The following is a 15,484-nucleotide window of genomic DNA, read 5'->3' as shown; positions in this document are numbered from 1 at the left end:
TGCCGCTCGGGTGACGCTTGTGTGGCCGGCGGGGCTGGCTCTGCCGCTGACGGTGGACTGTCCCGCTTGAGAGGCGCTCGACGCCTTGGTTGCGGAGGCAACCAGAGCCTCGACGGGCTGATGATGGCCCGGAGGTCGCCGCGCGCCCCCCTGAACGAAGCCGCGGGCGACATCTCCTGATCAGGCAGGCTGACCGGTCGCCCCGGCTTCGCAGCCATCGAACGCCTCACGATCTCTGGCACGGACAGAATTCGGGCCCAGTCCTTTCTGAGGCCGGGCATGCCATGAACGAGAACCTGGCCGCTCCAGACCGGCTGAACGCCCGACCTGGGGAAGGTCCGATGTCTGGTGGGCGAGACAGGTGTGCCGGTGAAACCACCATGAACCGGTATTCGCAAGGCGCCTCAATCGATCGTGCGGGCGCCGGCGATGGCCAAAAGACCGTCTGCGAGCGCGCCGCGCCAGACCAGATAATCGTGCCCGCCGGCATAGTCCCGGCCCGTGACGGGGTAGCCCCGGCTCTTGAGGCGCTCGCGCAGGCGCCGGGTCGTCTCCAGGATGCTGTCCGAGCCCTGATGAGCGCCCTCGAACAGGCCGGCGCTCATGTGGAAGCGCAGGTCTGGGCGCGTCGCGCGGGCGACGAGCTCCGCCAGGCGCTCCGGATGCCACCAGAACGAGCCCGACATCGCGATGACGTTGCCGAACAGCTCGGGATGGGTCAGCGCCACGGTGGTGGCCGCCAAGCCGCCATAGCTCGATCCGGCCAGGATCGTGCGGCCGGGCGGGATGGCCGCGCGGCTGCGCGCCTGGATGGCCGGCAGCAGGTCCCGCGCCAGGAAATCCGCGAAGGCCGGGTTGCCGGGGAGTTCCCGGGTGCGCGTCTCGGCATCGATCTCCGAGACGAACACCGCCAGCGTCGGCGGCAGCCGCCCGTCGGCCGTGAGGGCGTCGAGGATCCGGGGCGTCGGCACCTTGGTGAGATAGGCCTTCGCGTCGAACAGGATCAGCAGTTGGTTGCGCCGGTCCGCCGGGTCGAAGCCCGCCGGCGTGTAGAGCGTGATGCTGCGGGTGTTGCCCAGGCCCGCACTCGACAGCCGGAACCGGGTGAAGGTGCCCCGTGGGGCCGAGAGGTTCTCGAGCCCCGGCTGGACCGGTGCGGCGGGCAGCTCCAGTGTCGATTCCTGGTTGAACGCGTCCGGCGCGTCCGCCGGCCAGGGGTGATGGTTCAGGGGATCGGCGGCCGCAGTGGCGAGCAGGGCGATGCGGCGCTCGCGGGCGCTGCCGGCGGGCGCCGGCACGTCGGGGGCGATCCGGTAGGACAGGCGCGTATCGGCTGGGACCGTGAAGCTTTTGAACCAGACATCGCTGCCGGCGAGGCGGCTCAGCCATTCATGGTCGCCCGACGGCGCCCCGACGAGCCGCACGTTCGTCCGGTTGCCCCGCGCCAGGAAGGTGAGGAGGACTTGGCCGTCGCCGCCCACCTCGACCAGGGGCGTCCCGCGTCGCGCCACCTCGGCCCAGAACGCCTCCGTGCCGCCGCCTGCCTCGACGCTGCGCGCCAGGGCCGCCATGACGGAGCTGGTCAGCCGCGGCGGCGGCGACACCGCCTTCGGCGGGGCGACGATCGCCTCCGTGGTGAGATGGGCCGTCCCGTCTTCGAGGGCCGTGAGCACCAGGCGCGCGGGCCCGCCCGGCGCCACGAAATGGACCACGGTGCGGCCTTCGACATCGTCGGCGAGGCGGCGGATCGGTCGGCCGTCGGCCGCCACGAGGTCGAGCCGGACGCGGCCGGCGCCGACCGCGAGGGTGCCGCGCACGTAAGCACCGGGTCGGGCGACCAGCGCGAGGGACCGTGCCTCACCGGCGGCCAGGCGGTTGCTCGCAACGGTCTCTGCAGGCTGCGTCCCCGGAGGCGGCGCGCCCTCGGAGTGGGGCGCGGACATCCCGAGGACCAAGCCGGCCATGACCAGGGCCGCGAGCGACCTCACCACCGGTATTTCAGCGCCCCGGTGACGGTAAACCCGTCTCCGTAGAAGCAGGCCCCGGCGCCCTGGCACGACGCCACGTAGGTCACATTGCCGATATTCTTGGCGTTGAGCTGAAGGGCGGCGCCGTCGAAGCGGCGGTCCAGAACGCCGAGATCGTAGCTCAGCATGGCGTCGACCAACGCGTAGGACGGCACCTTCACGGTGTTGGCACTGTTGCCCCAGCTCGTGCCCAGGTAGCGAATACCGGCGCCGAGCTGGAGGCCCCTGAGCAGTCCCGTGTCGAAGGTATAGGCCGCCCAGAGCGAGGCCATGGTACCGGGGATGCGCGGCGGCGTCTTGCGGAACTCGGTCGGATCGCCGGTCCTCTCGATGATCGAGTCGATGTAGGAATAGCTGGCGATCAGGGAGAGATTGGCGGTGATGTCGCCCTGGGCGGACAGATCGACGCCCTGGTTGTGGACGACGCCGATCTGCTTGAAGATGAACTTTCCGAACGTGTCCGAGTAGGCGCTGACCACCCTGTTATTTTGCACAATGTCGTAATAGGCGGCCGTGAGCAGAAGGTGCGTTCCCTCCGGGGTGTACTTGATGCCGCCCTCGAACTGGTCCGCCGTAGTCGGTTTGAACGGCGTGTTGCCCATGGGCGGCTGATCGAGGACTGGCTCGAACGAGGTGGCGTAGCTCACATAGGGCGCGACGCCGTTCGGCAGGGTGTAGAGCGCGCCCAGGCGATAGGTTAAGGCGCTGTCGTCGTAGCGCATGGCGGTGCGCGGCACGGCATCGGTCATCGCCGTCTTCGCCCAATCCTCCCGGAGACCGGCCAGGAGGTGGAGATCACCGATCGTCACTTGGTCTTGCAGGTAGACACCGACCTGGCTGGCAGACGTGTTCAGGTTTGAGTCCGGGTCGAGGACCAAGCGCGAAAAATCGTAGCCGTAGATCGGACGGGCTAGGCTGATGCTGGGGACGTTCTTCCGGTTGAAGCCCCAGTGATAGTCGCGGGTCCGGTCGCGATAGTCGAGGCCGGCCAGGATCGTGTGTTCGACTGGGCCGGTGGCGAGCTTCAGCTCGACCTGATTGTCGTTGGTCAGCGTGCCCCAGGCGTCTGTGCCACCCGATGCGGAACGACTAATGAGCGTCTTCGCGCCGGTTGCCGAATCGAGACTGGTGCGCCCCCAGGTGAGCGTCCGCTGCTCGTAATCGACCCAGGCGTAGCGCAGCTTCTGACGCAGCGTGAGGGCGTCGCCGATCCTGTGCTCGAACTCGTAGCCGATCCAGGCCTGTGTGCGCTCCGCCTTCTCGAAGTTGGGGTCGGAGACGAAGAAGTCTCGCCGCACGTAGCCGTAGTCTTTGATCGGCCGGATCGTCCCATCAGCATCGAGGAAGTTGCGGAAGCCGAAATTCGGTTCCCACTGGTAGCCGGACAGGATGGTCAGCGTCGTGTCCGGGCTGGGAGCCCAGCTGAGCGAGGGGGCGACCGCGATGCCCTGTTGGCGGGTGAAGTCTTCCTGCAGGTGCGTGGTCAGCCCGGTGCCGACGAGGCGGAAAGCGAGGGAATCCGTGCCCGACACCCGGTCGGAGATGTCGAACGATCCTTGCAGGAACGCCCTATTGCCGACGGTCAGCCAGATCTCGCGCAACGGCCCCGAGAACAGCGGCTTCTTGCTCACCATGTTGATGAGGCCGCCGGGATTGACCTGGCCGTAGAGCACCGAGCCCGGGCCGGAGAGCAGCTCCACCCGTTCGAGCAGATACGGGTAGACCTTGGAGTAATCGACGTCGCCGCCAAAGAGCATGCCGTCGAGGTAGCGCGGCACGTAGGAGAAGCCGCGCACGAACACCTCGTCCCGCACGTTGGAGGCGCCGCGATAATCGGCGATCACCCCGGGCGTATAGCTGAGCGACTCGGCGACCGAGCGGACCTGCTGATCGTCCATCTGCTGCCGACCGATCACCGTGATCGATTGCGGCGTCTCGGCGATCTTCGCGCTGGTCTTGGTGCCGGAGAAGGTTTGCCGAGCCACGTAGCCCCGCACCGGGCCGTCACCGCGCTCGCCGCGGCCTTCCACCGACAGGGTGTCGAGCGCGACCGCAGCGACGGGCGCCGGTCCGCTGACACTTTGGGCCAGCGCGGCGCTGAGGGCGATCGTGCTCGCCGCCCCGGTGAGAAGGATCGAGAGGGTCAGACGCAGGAACGTTCCGGAACAGATGTGCGACCGCATGGACGAGACCTTGGCAACACGCCGCGCATGATCCGTCGCGCGAGAGCACGTGATGCTGAGCGCTCCGTATAGGCCCCAGCATTCCGAAGCTCCACGAAGGTTATCGTTGCCACAGCGGCGGATTTCTTTGTAGGAACGGCGCGCCTTGCGTCGGCAATATCGTTCTAATTTGTATCTTTTCTAAAGTGATTGGCGTATGAATGCTATGGATCATCTGTCCGTCAGCGTGATCGACGGGCGGACAGGCTGCGTGTGCGACGCAGCCGTCAGCGAAATCAGCCCAGGTTTGCTCGTGATGGTCTTGTCTGAGGGCGCGCATCGATTGTTCATCGACGGTCAGGCGTTGGATGTGCAGGGAGGCGACGAAGGGGGCGACGGAACGGTGGTCCTGCTCAACACCACCCGTGCGTCGCGCCTGCACCATGATCCCGGCGAGGCGGCGCCCGTCCGGTCCGTGACGATCGCGGCGCCCCATGCGTGGCTGGACGGGCTGAGGCGCGCGACGACCGAGACCGACCCGGTCCTCCAGGATTTCCTGTCCACGCATCGCGCGCAGCTGACCGTCCCGGCGAGCCGGCAGATCCGCCATCTGGCGGATCAGATCTACGACCCGCCGCCGACCCTGAGCGGCGCGATGCGCGCCCTTCATTGCAAGGCGCGGGCCCTCGACATCCTGTGCCAGGCCTGTGCGGCCGTGAGAGAGCACACGGGCGAGCGCTCGCAGCCGCACCTCGCAAGCCGCCGTCGTAGCGAACGGGTCCGGGACTACGTGCTGGCCAATCTCGGCGCGAATCTCACCATCGAGAGGATTGCCGCGGAGATCGGGGCGAGCGTGTCCTCCGTCCAGCGCCACTTCAAGGAACACTTCCGGATGACGGTGTTCGAATTCATCCGCAGCGAGCGGCTCGCTCAGGCCTGCGCGGCGCTGGAGCGGGACGGCGTCACCATCGCCCAGGCGGCCTACGTGGCGGGCTACGCGGATCCCTCGAACTTCACGGTGGCGTTCAAGCGGGCCTACGGCGTCCTGCCCAAGCACAAGCGGCGGTGACGGCGCCCGCTCATGCCCAGAGCGTGGCGCCGCCATCGACATAGAGGTCGGCCATGGTGACGGGACCGGCCCTATCGGAGGCGAGGAACAGCAGTGCGTTGTTGACGGCGGTCTCGTGTTGGGCGCGCGGAAAATCGTTGACCGCGAGGAACGGCTCGATGGCGCGCAAGAAAGCGTCAGACACCGTGAGCAGGCCGTCGATAGGGGCTGAATGCCACACACGCTGATCGGCGCGTGCCGCCCGCCTGCATCAGGGCTTCGCGACTGATGCGCTGGATGGCGTTGAAGTGGTGCTTCACCAGCACGCTACCGCCCAATGCCGGGCCTGTACGCCTCGAAATTTGGCGTGCCTGGGCCGGAGCAGAGGGCCGTGCCGGTTCCAGCCCACCGCGGATCTGTCAGGCTCGCGGCTTAAACCACGCTTCCGTGGGGAGATCCGGCGAGAAAGCCTGGGGATTGTTCCATAAGTTCTTGCCACCCCTCGCTTTTCCGAACCGAAAAGTGAGTGGTGGAGCTGAGGGGAATCGAACCCCTGACCTCCGCAGTGCGATTGCGGCGCTCTCCCATCTGAGCTACAGCCCCGTCGAGGCGCCGGCCTTGTAGGCGCGGGCGGCTCAGCCTGTCAATTCCTGTTTCACCGCCGCCTGCCGCACACCGCTCCCGGTGCTGCCGCGCGGGCGCCCCGAGGATAGTGCGCGGACCTGCATGAACGCCCTGATCTGGCTCTTCGACACGGTCGTCCAGCTTTTCATCTACGTCCTCATCGCCAGCGCGGTCCTGAGCTGGCTGGTGGCGTTCAACGTGGTGAATGTCCGCAACCCGATCGTCGCCCAGATCGGCGAGGTGCTCTACCGGATCACCGAGCCGGTGCTGCGGCCGATCCGCAACCTGCTGCCCAATCTCGGCGGCGTCGACATCTCGCCGATCATCCTGATCCTGCTGCTGCTGTTCATCAGCCGCCTTCTGCACGAATATGCCGTGCCCCAGGCGTATATCTACGCGCAGTAGGATCGAGTGACCGTGAAGACAAATCCAGGCCGGTTCTTCGAGGATTTCCGCCTCGGCGAGACCATCCGCCACGCCACCCCCCGCACCGTGACGGTGGGCGATGTGGCGCTCTACACCGGCCTCTACGGCCCGCGCTTCGCCGTGCAATCGTCGGACGCCTTCGCCCGGGCCCTCGGCTACCCGAAGAGCCCGCTCGACGACCTGCTGACCTTCCACATGGTGTTCGGCAAGACCGTGCCGGACGTCTCGCTGAACGCGCTGGCCAATCTCGGCTACGCGGAGGGCGGCTTCCGCCGGCCGGTCTATCCGGGCGAGACCCTGTCGACCGTCTCCGAGGTGATCGGCCTCAAGGAAAGCTCGAACCGGCAGACCGGCGTGGTCTATGTCCGCTCGGTGGGCTCGGACGAATCCGGCGAGACCGTGCTGAGCTATTGCCGCTGGGTGCTGGTGCGCAAGCGCGACCCCGAGGCGGCCATCGCCGAGGAGCACGTGCCGACGCTGGCCAAGGTGGTCGACCCGCAGGACCTCGCAGGCGCCCTGCCGAAGCTGTCCGCCGCCGCCTACGATTCGGAGCTCGCCGGCAGCCCGCACCGCTTCGCCGACTACGCGGTCGGCGAGAAGATCGACCATGTCGACGGCATGACCGTCGAGGAGGCCGAGCACCAGATCGCCACGCGCCTGTTCCAGAACACCGCCAAGGTCCATTTCGACGGGCTGGCCGCCAAGGACACCCGGTTCGGCCGGCGGCTGATCTATGGCGGGCACGTGATCTCCCTGGCCCGGGCGCTCAGCTTCAACGGCCTGGGCAACGCCTTCGCGCTGGCCGGCATCAATGCCGGCCGCCACGTGGCGCCGCTCTTTGCCGGCGACACGGTCTATGCCTGGAGCGAGGTCCTGGCCGCGGCCGATGTCGGCCGGGACGATGTCGGCCTCCTGCGCCTGCGCACGGTGGCCACCAAGAACCAGCCCTGCGGCGCCTTCCCGGACCGGACGGGCGAGGGCTACGACCCGGCCGTGATCCTCGATCTGGATTACTGGGCGTTCGTGCCGAAGTAGGGCTCCACAGAGGGCGCGGTCCGCACAGGGGGCGGTTTCCCTTCCCCTTCTGCCTGCGACCGACACGGGTTTGCGGCACAGGCGCTGTGCAGACCGCGACGCGCTCCCTCTCCCGTGCGGGGGAGGGGACCCGCGCCTTCTGCGCTCAGGGCATGCTTCGGCGACGGTCGTAACCCGTATAGGACGTCGCTCTGCGGAAGGGGGAGGGCACGCAGATGTGTTGGTCTCCGCGACCTCGTCCGGCGCCGGTGTATCGGAATGCCGTCGCTCGCCCGGCAGCGGGCGCGATGCCCGACCCTCACAGGAGCGCCCGATGGATCCCGTCCCATCGATGGAAGCCGTGACGATCCGGCCAGCGGGCCTGGACGATGTGCCGGCCATCGCGGCGATCCATGTCGCCGCCTGGCAGGAAACCTATGCCGGGCTCCTGCCCGCCGAGATGATTGCCGCCCACACGGTCGAGACGCGGCTGGCGGCCTGGACGCGGATCCTCGGGGGGCCGGAATCGGGCACGGCGGTCGCGGTCGCCGAGGGGGCTGCGGGTCTCGTCGGCTTCGGGTCCTGCGGCGCCCAGCGCACGGCCGAGCTGGCGGCGGACGGCTTCGATGGGGAGGTCAGTGCGATCTACGTCCTGAGCGCCGCGCAGCGGCGCGGGACCGGCAGCGCCCTGATGGCCGCGCTGGCGGCCCATCTCCGACGGAGCGGTCATCGTGCAGCCAGCCTCTGGGTGCTGCGCGACAATGCGACGGCCCGGCGGTTCTACGCGCGTCTCGGCGGTGTCGTGGTCGGCGAGCGGGTGGAGCGGCGGGAGCGGGCCACGCTCGTGGAGGTCGCCTATGGCTGGCGCGATCTTGCGGCGCTTCGGCGGGGTCCGGTTCCCGGCTGACGCACTCGCGAAGACGGGGCTGGTCGGGCGACCCAAGAACAAAAAAAATCAGCGCAGGCCGTTGCGTACCACGCCGGCCTCGACCGCCACGGAGAGGCGGTCCGTGACCGCCCATTCGACGCCGACGCGGGCGTTCGGCAGGATCGCGATGTCCTCCCGGGTGAGGGGTGGGCTGAACGGCGTCGGTCCGACCCGCAGGGTGTCGTGCACGGCGCCCGCCCCCGCCTTGGCGTAGAGCAGCACGTCCGGCGTCAGCAGCGTCCCGACCTTGACCTCGAGCGCGCCGGCGAAGTCGCGGCTGTAGGCGAGGCGCCCGAAGCCCGGGGTGAGATTGCCGTCGAGGCCGGCAAGGTAATCCAGGCCGCCGCTGATCCCGTAGAGGATCGGCCCCTCCTGCCACATCCGGCCGCCCTCGAACCCGAGGGTCGGGCCGGAATAGCTTCCAAAATGCCGGGACGTGCTGACCGCGTAGCCGGTCGACAGGCGGGCGTAGGAGCCGGTCCAGCGGCCGGCATCCTCGACCGGATCCAGGGCGAAGGACGGCAGCGGCGCGAATCCCACGAGCGGCAGGAACGCCTGGGCGGCAGCGGGGAAGGCCGGCAACAGGCAGAGGCCCAGGCAGGCGGCGAATCGGCGCGGGCGAAAACCGGCGGATCTGATCATGCCGGCATGATAACCGAACGCGCCGGCGGCGGACCAGATCAGGCCGCGAGGGGCCGATCGCCGACCAGCTGCCGGAAGGGCTGCACCATCACGCGCCGGCCGGTGAGGTCGTGGACGCTGACCTGCCATTCGGACCAGTCGGTCCGGTCGGACAGCGCCCGCATCACGTCGACGGCGACCCGGCGCGCCCGCAGGGGCAGCCGCCCGGCCGCGCGGATATCCGCGCCGCGCGCGTCGAACACGCATTCCAGACCGTTGGTGCAGTGGAACCGGTAGCGGGCCATCGGGGCTCCTGTCGCATCCTGCGCGATGTCGTCTCGATGTTCTATATATGTTCCTATATGGATAGAACATCCCGCCGGTACGATCCGCCGCAGGTTCGGCTGGATCGGCTCGGGACCAGCCACCGGCTCGCGCATGATCGGAACCGGGATGCGCGCCTCACGCCCCACGCCCGGCGATCCGCGCCGGGCGTGGGGCTTTTCGCTCAGTCGCGCACGACGACCTTGGTGCCGACCCGGACCCGGTCGTAGAGATCGACCACGTCCTTGTTGGTCATGCGGATGCAGCCCGAGGAGACCGCGGCGCCCATCGTCTCGGGCTCGTTCGAGCCGTGGATCCGGTAGAGCGAGGAACCGAGATAGAGGGCGCGGGCGCCCAGCGGGTTGTCCTGGCCGCCGGCCATGTAGCGGGGCAGGTCGGGGCGGCGGGCCAGCATCTGCTGCGGCGGGCGCCAGGCCGGCCATTCCTTCTTCATCGTCACCGTCTTGGTGCCGGACCAGGAGAAGCCCTGCCGGCCGACGCCGACGCCGTAGCGGATCGCCTCGCTGTTCCCGAGGATGTAGTAGAGCCGGCGCTGGCGGGTCGAGATCACGATGGTGCCGGGCTTCTCGGTGCTGTTCCAGCCGATCGTCTCGCGCGGGATCGCCTGGGTGCGGAAGACATTCATGAAATCCGCGAGCGGCCCGCTGTCCAGCGGGCTGGCGGAAGCGGGCGCGCTCCCCAGCAGGGCGCCCGCCAGCGCGAGCATCACGATCCGTCTCGACATGGTCTTCATCCTCATCACGTGCCGGTTCTTGCCGATGGCGTCGGCCGTCGCGGGTGGGCCGCGATCCTCCGGCGAGCCGGCCCCGACTTCGCGGCAAGGTTGAGGCCGGCGGGGTGACGCGCGCGAATCCGGCCGGCCCTGTGGGCTCCGGGCAACACTGAAAAACGGCGCGACGCCGTGGGTGATTGCGCCGGAGGACGGCCATGCTTATCTCCGGGACGTGATCCGATCCGTCGCCCTTCTGGCCCGCCGCGTCGCGGGCTCGCCGGACCGCCTCGTCCGGAGCCTCGCCGTGCTGGCGGTGCTCGTCGTCGCGGCGGCTGCGCTGACGGCTGCGCCCCGCCCGGCCCGGGCCGCGCCGGTGGCGGGTCCGGCCTGCTGGGTGGTCAGCCAGAACGTCGCCGTCCTGTCGGACGCCCGCAAGGTGGAGACGCGCAAGAACGCCCCCGAGGCCCGTCGGGCTCTGTTCGACGGCACCGACCTGTGCCCGGCCGATCTCGAGGTCGGCGGCGAGCTCGGGCTTCCGCGCCGCCCGGTCGAGGCCCCGCGGCCGCGTCACGCCTCCGCCGCATCCTATGGTTATGCTCCGATCGTCGCGCCGGCCTTCGGACCGGACGAGGCCCTGCACCGGCCGCCCCGGGCGGCCTGATCCGCGCCGCCGGTTCGTCCACCGGCCGGGCGCCCGATCTTCGCCGTATCGGCGCAGGGCCATCGTCCCGGATCCCGGATCCGGCCTGGTAACCTGAAGTCCTGATCGCGCCGCATCGCCTTTCCGAGAGCCGGGAAACCCCGTTCGGGAGGATGCGCGATCCGCCTCGACGACGCGCGGGCCTTGCTCCGCGCCGGCCTTTGCAGACGCATGTATCTCCAGGAGCGTCGGAACCCGTGACCCGCACTTCGTCCGCCCTTTCCCCGTCCCCCGTCCGGCGCGCCGCGCCGCGCGTGACCGTCCTGGGATCGGCCGCCCTGCTGGCCCTCGCGCTGGGGGCCTGCAACCCGAAGCAGACGGCCGCGCCGACGCCGCCGGTGCCCGAGGTCGGCTTCGTCACCGTGACGCCGCAGGCGATCCCCTACCTGCGCGACCTGCCCGGCCGGGTGGCGCCGATGCGCATCGCCGAGGTCCGGTCGCGGGTCTCGGGCCTCGTGGTCAAGCGCCTGTTCGAGCAGGGCAGCCAGGTCAAGGAAGGCGACATCCTCTACAAGATCGACCCGGCCCCCTACGAGGTCGAGCTGGCGAGCGCGGAGGCCGTGCTGGCCCGCCAGGAGGCCGCCCTGGTGCTGGCCCGCCAGCAGGCCGACCGGCTCGAGACCCTGCTGACCCGGGCGACCGCCAGCCAGGCGCAGTACGACGCCGCCTTCGCGGCCAAGAAGCAGGCGGAGGCGGAGGTCGCCGGCGCCAAGGCGGCCCGGGACCGGGCGCAGCTCAACCTCGGCTGGACCGACGTGCGCGCGCCGATCACCGGCCGGATCGGCCGGGCGCTGCTCACCGAGGGGACCCTGATCGAGCCGGGCTCCACGGGGGCGCTCGCCACGATCCAGCAGCTCGACCCGATCTACGTCGATATCACCCAGTCGGTGGGCGAGCTGAACCGCCTGCGCCGGGATCTTGCCAGCGGCGAGCTCGCCCGGCTGGAGGACAACACCGCCAACGTCCACCTGATCATGGACGACAACTCCCTCTACCCGCTGGCCGGCCGCCTGCTGTTCTCGGACGTCACCGCCGATCCGAGCACCGGCCAGGTGACCCTTCGGGTGCAGTTCCCCAACCCGCATGACGAGCTGTTCCCGGGCATGTATGTCCGCGCCCGGATCAAGCAGGGCATCGATTCCGACGCGATCGCGGTGCCCCAGCAGGCGATCCAGCGCACCGAGGACGGCCGCGCCGAGGTCTGGCTGGTCCGGGCCGACGACACCGTGATGCGCCAGCCCGTCGAGGTCGGGCCGGTGGTCGGGCAGAACTGGCTGATCCGCGACGGGCTCAAGGCCGGGGAGCGCGTGATCATCGACGGCGTCCAGAAGATCACCGCGGGCGTGAAGGTGAAGCCCGTGGACCAGACGCCGCTCCACGGCGAGGCGGGTCCGAAGCACGACGCCGACGAGGCTCCCGACGCGCCGGGCGACAAGGCGGAGGCCGCCCCGCGCGCCGCCGCGGTCAACCGCCACTGAGCCCGGGGGACCTCGCGCATGGCACGCTTCTTCATCGACCGCCCGGTCTTCGCCTGGGTGGTGGCCCTGTTCATCTGCCTGGGCGGCGCCCTGGCGATCCCGAACCTGCCGATCGCGCAGTATCCGGTGATCGCCCCGCCGCAGATCGCCCTGTCCACGGCCTATCCCGGCGCCTCGGTGGACAGCCTCTATGTCGGCACGACCCGGCTCATCGAGGATGAGCTGAACGGCGCGGCCAACATCATGAACTTCGAGTCGACCACCGACTCGTTCGGCTCGGTCAACATCACCGCGACCTTCCTGCCCGGCACCGAGCCGGCGCTCGCCTCCGTCGAGGTGCAGAACCGGTTGAAGCGCGTGGAGGCCCGCCTGCCCGCGGAAGTCCGCCAGCAGGGCATCCTGGTCGAGGAGGCCTCGGCCGCGACCCTCAACATCATCACCCTGATCTCCAAGGACGGGTCGATGGACGAGGTGGGCCTGGGCGACTTCCTGATCCGCAACGTCATCAACGAGATCCGCCGCATCCCGGGCGTCGGGCGCGCGACGCTCTACTCCACCGAGCGCTCGCTCCGGGTCTGGGTCGATCCGGACAAGCTGCGCGGCCTGTCGCTCAGCGCCGAGGACGTGACCGAGGCGATCCGCAACCAGAACATCCAGGTCGCCTCCGGCTCGGTCGGCGCCCAGCCGAGCCCGACCAAGCAGGCGGTCACGGTGCCGATCATCGTGAAGGGCCAGCTCGGCACCATCGAGGATTTCGGCGCGATCGTGCTGCGGGCCAACCCGGACGGCTCGAACGTGCGCCTGCGCGACGTCGCCCGGATCGAGCTCGGCGGCGACGCCTACCAGTTCTCCACCCGGCTGAACGGCGGCCCCGCGGCCGGCATCTCGGTGACGCTGGCCCCCGACGGCAACGCGCTCGAGACCGCCAAGGCGATCCGCGCCAAGATGGTGGAGCTGTCGCAGTTCTTCCCGCCGGACCTGAAGTGGGACATCCCGTACGACATCACCCCGGCCGTCGAGGCCTCGATCGAGAAGGTGCTGCACACCCTGGTCGAGGCGGTGGTGCTGGTGTTCCTCGTGATGTTCCTGTTCCTGCAGAACATCCGCTACACCCTGATCCCCACCATCGTCGTGCCGATCGCCCTGATGGGCACCGTGACGGTGATGTGGATCTCCGGCTTCTCGGTGAACGTGCTCACCATGTTCGGCATGGTGCTGGCCATCGGCATCCTGGTCGACGACGCCATCGTGGTGGTGGAGAACGTCGAGCGGATCATGAACGAGGAGGGTCTGCCGCCCAAGGAGGCCACCAAGAAGGCCATGGAGCAGATCACCGGGGCGATCATCGGCATCACCCTGGTGCTGATGGCGGTGTTCATCCCGATGGCGTTCTTCCCCGGCTCGGTGGGCATCATCTACCGGCAATTCTCGATCGCCATGGTGACCTCCATCGCGTTCTCGGCGCTGCTCGCCCTGTCGCTGACGCCGGCGCTCTGCGCGACCTTCCTGAAGCCCGTGGAGAAGGGGCACGGCCACGCCAAGGGCGGCGTGTTCGGGATGTTCAACCGCTTCGTCGACCGCGAGACCGCCCGCTACGGCCGCGGCGTCGCGGGTCTCATCCGCAAGTCCGGCCGGGTGATGCTGATCTACCTCGCCCTGGTGGCGGGCACGGCCTACGCCTTCATCAACCTGCCGGAGGGCTTCCTGCCGGTGGAGGATCAGGGCTTCTTCACGGTCGACATCCAGACGCCGCCCGGCGCCTCCTACAACCGCACCCAGGAGGCCAACCGCAAGGTCGAGGAGCACCTGCTGGCGCAAGCCGGCGTCGCCACCGTGACCATGCTCAACGGCTTCTCGTTCTCCGGCCAGGCACCCAGCACCAGCCAGGCCTTCGTCACCCTCAAGCCCTGGAGCGAGCGCGACGCGAAGAACTCGGCCGCCGCCCTGGTGGCCGGCACAAACGCGGCGCTCGCCAGCTACCGCGACGCCACCGTGGACGCTCAGGAACCGCCGCCGGTGGACAACCTCGGCAACGCCGCCGGCTTCTCGTTCCGCCTCCAGGACCGGGCGAACCGCGGCTACGCGGCCCTGCTCTCGGCCCAGGACCAGCTGCTCAAGCTCGCGCAAGGCAGTCCGATCCTGCAGAAGGTCAAGATCGAGGGCCTGCCGCCGACCCCGCAGGCGGAGCTGATCGTCGACCGCGAGAAAGCGGCCGCTCTGGGCGTCAAGTTCGAGGACATCAACGCCACGATCCAGCTCAACCTCGGCTCGGTCTACACCAACGACTTCCCCAACCGCGGCAAGATGCAGCGCGTCTACGTCCAGGCCGAGCAACTCCAGCGCATGAACGCGTCGGACATCCTCAACTACGCGGTGAAGAACGCCTCCGGCACCATGGTGCCGATGTCGTCCTTCGCTGAGCTGAAATGGGGCATGGGGCCGAGCCAGATCGTCGGCTTCAACGGCTACCAGTCGGTCCGCATCACCGGCGAGCCCAATCCCGGCTACACCTCGGGCGACGCCATCGCCGAGATGGAGCGGCTGATGCTGCAGCTGCCCAAGGGCTTCGGCTATGCCTGGACCGGCCAGTCGTTCCAGGAGAAGCAGGCCGGCAGCCAGGCCAGCCTGCTGCTGGCCCTCTCGGTGCTGATCGTGTTCCTGTGCCTGGCCGCGCTCTACGAGAGCTGGGCGATCCCGGTCTCGGTGCTGCTGGTGATCCCGCTCGGCGTGATCGGCGCGGTGGGGGCCGTCTATCTGCGCGGCATGCCCAACGACGTGTACTTCAAGATCGGGCTGATCACGATCATCGGCCTGTCGGCCAAGAACGCGATCCTGATCGTGGAATTCGCCAAGGACCTCTGGAGGCCGGGCACCTCGGTGATCCGGGCCGCGGTCGAGGCCTCGACGCTCCGGTTCCGGCCGATCGTGATGACCTCGCTCGCCTTCATCTTCGGCGTGGTGCCGCTGGCCATCGCCACCGGCGCCGCCTCGAAGAGCCAGCAGGCGATCGGCACCGGCGTGATGGGCGGCATGATCACCGCGACTGTGCTGGCGGTGTTCTTCGTGCCGGTCTTCTTCGTGGTGGTGATGCGCCTGTTCCGGCGCAAAGCCGTGGCGGACGGCGAGCGGGGGGAGGGCGCGGACGCGGCGCCCGCCCACCAGCCGCATCATGTGGCGGCCGAGTAGGGGCTGCCGGCTTCGGGTTCGTCTCCGGCCTGCGCGGTTGGATCCCCTCGCCCCGCTTGTGGGGAGAGGGCTCCGGCGACCTTGTCGTCGCCGGAGCGAGGCGGCAGCCGAGGGTGAGGGGGCTGCCCCGGAGGAGACTCATCCGGTCACGTCCCTCACCGCCGCTCCGGCTTCGCCTCTCGCTTCCCGCACACGGGGAGAGGGGAGCCCGCG

General features: G+C 69.2%; 12 protein-coding genes, 1 tRNA gene and 1 pseudogene. 7 read left to right on the top strand and 7 right to left on the bottom strand.

The features are described from left to right. Nucleotides 1-404: 404 nt before the first annotated feature. Together fes and WYO_RS24685 are read right to left on the bottom strand one after the other, a co-directional pair. Nucleotides 405-1,988, bottom strand: coding sequence for an enterochelin esterase (gene fes, locus WYO_RS24690; RefSeq protein ID WP_007567718.1), 1,584 nt, complete (start codon nt 1,986-1,988; stop codon nt 405-407). Then, on the bottom strand, nt 1,985-4,210 hold the full coding sequence (locus tag WYO_RS24685) for a TonB-dependent siderophore receptor (RefSeq protein ID WP_007567716.1): 2,226 nt from the start codon (nt 4,208-4,210) through the stop codon (nt 1,985-1,987). Before WYO_RS24685 ends, fes begins: the two co-directional genes overlap by 4 nt. A 295-nt stretch (nt 4,211-4,505) precedes the next feature. On the opposite strand from WYO_RS24685, the gene WYO_RS24680 reads away from it, so the two are divergent. Then, complete coding sequence (locus WYO_RS24680; protein WP_165486576.1) at nt 4,506-5,258, top strand: AraC family transcriptional regulator; 753 nt, start codon at nt 4,506-4,508, stop codon at nt 5,256-5,258. Between the two features lie 10 nt (nt 5,259-5,268). Here the strand turns inward: WYO_RS24680 and WYO_RS31175 are convergent. Together WYO_RS31175 and WYO_RS24670 are read right to left on the bottom strand one after the other, a co-directional pair. After that, nucleotides 5,269-5,364 (bottom strand): annotated as a pseudogene (locus WYO_RS31175) (2,3-dihydro-2,3-dihydroxybenzoate dehydrogenase); the annotation flags it as partial. A 400-nt stretch (nt 5,365-5,764) separates the two neighbouring features. Continuing rightward, nucleotides 5,765-5,840 (bottom strand) — tRNA-Ala (locus WYO_RS24670). A 123-nt stretch (nt 5,841-5,963) separates the two neighbouring features. Here WYO_RS24670 and WYO_RS24665 point away from each other — a divergent pair. The 3 genes from WYO_RS24665 to WYO_RS24655 all read left to right on the top strand — a co-directional run bounded on the left by WYO_RS24665 (nt 5,964) and on the right by WYO_RS24655 (nt 8,208). Beyond that, nucleotides 5,964-6,266, top strand: coding sequence for a YggT family protein (locus tag WYO_RS24665; protein ID WP_007567711.1), 303 nt, complete (start codon nt 5,964-5,966; stop codon nt 6,264-6,266). 12 nt (nt 6,267-6,278) lie between these two features. Beyond that, nucleotides 6,279-7,322, top strand: a complete 1,044-nt coding sequence (locus WYO_RS24660) for a MaoC family dehydratase (protein ID WP_007567709.1) — start codon at nt 6,279-6,281, stop codon at nt 7,320-7,322. Between the two features lie 313 nt (nt 7,323-7,635). Then, nucleotides 7,636-8,208 (top strand): GNAT family N-acetyltransferase, encoded by a 573-nt coding sequence (locus WYO_RS24655; protein WP_007567707.1) that lies wholly within the window; start codon nt 7,636-7,638, stop codon nt 8,206-8,208. A gap of 48 nt (nt 8,209-8,256) precedes the next feature. Here WYO_RS24655 and WYO_RS24650 read toward each other — a convergent pair whose 3' ends face one another. The 3 genes from WYO_RS24650 to WYO_RS24640 form a co-directional block, all read right to left on the bottom strand. After that, a complete protein-coding gene (locus WYO_RS24650; RefSeq protein WP_007567705.1) occupies nt 8,257-8,871 on the bottom strand; it encodes an outer membrane beta-barrel protein in 615 nt (204 codons plus the stop codon). Between the two features lie 38 nt (nt 8,872-8,909). Continuing rightward, nucleotides 8,910-9,155 carry a hypothetical protein gene (locus tag WYO_RS24645; RefSeq protein WP_007567703.1) on the bottom strand — a complete coding sequence of 82 codons (246 nt, stop codon included), beginning with the start codon at nt 9,153-9,155 and terminating at the stop codon, nt 8,910-8,912. Nucleotides 9,156-9,358: 203 nt separating this feature from the next. Next, nucleotides 9,359-9,919, bottom strand: coding sequence for a L,D-transpeptidase (locus tag WYO_RS24640; protein WP_007567701.1), 561 nt, complete (start codon nt 9,917-9,919; stop codon nt 9,359-9,361). A gap of 181 nt (nt 9,920-10,100) precedes the next feature. Here WYO_RS24640 and WYO_RS24635 point away from each other — a divergent pair, with 181 nt between their 5' ends. The 3 genes from WYO_RS24635 (at nt 10,101) to WYO_RS24625 (ending at nt 15,271) form a co-directional block, all read left to right on the top strand. Continuing rightward, nucleotides 10,101-10,568 carry a hypothetical protein gene (locus WYO_RS24635; RefSeq protein ID WP_007567699.1) on the top strand — a complete coding sequence of 156 codons (468 nt, stop codon included), beginning with the start codon at nt 10,101-10,103 and terminating at the stop codon, nt 10,566-10,568. Nucleotides 10,569-10,804: 236 nt separating this feature from the next. Beyond that, the gene (locus WYO_RS24630) at nt 10,805-12,085 is read left to right on the top strand and encodes an efflux RND transporter periplasmic adaptor subunit (RefSeq protein ID WP_007567697.1); all 1,281 of its coding nucleotides are present in this window, start codon (nt 10,805-10,807) and stop codon (nt 12,083-12,085) included. 18 nt (nt 12,086-12,103) lie between these two features. After that, nucleotides 12,104-15,271, top strand: a complete 3,168-nt coding sequence (locus WYO_RS24625; protein ID WP_007567695.1) for a multidrug efflux RND transporter permease subunit — start codon at nt 12,104-12,106, stop codon at nt 15,269-15,271. The last annotated feature ends 213 nt before the right edge of the window (nt 15,272-15,484 follow it).

It is taken from the genome of Methylobacterium sp. GXF4 (assembly GCF_000272495.1).
GTDB classification, from domain to species: domain Bacteria; phylum Pseudomonadota; class Alphaproteobacteria; order Rhizobiales; family Beijerinckiaceae; genus Methylobacterium; species Methylobacterium brachiatum.
This window is presented reverse-complemented; position numbering and strand designations above follow the sequence as displayed.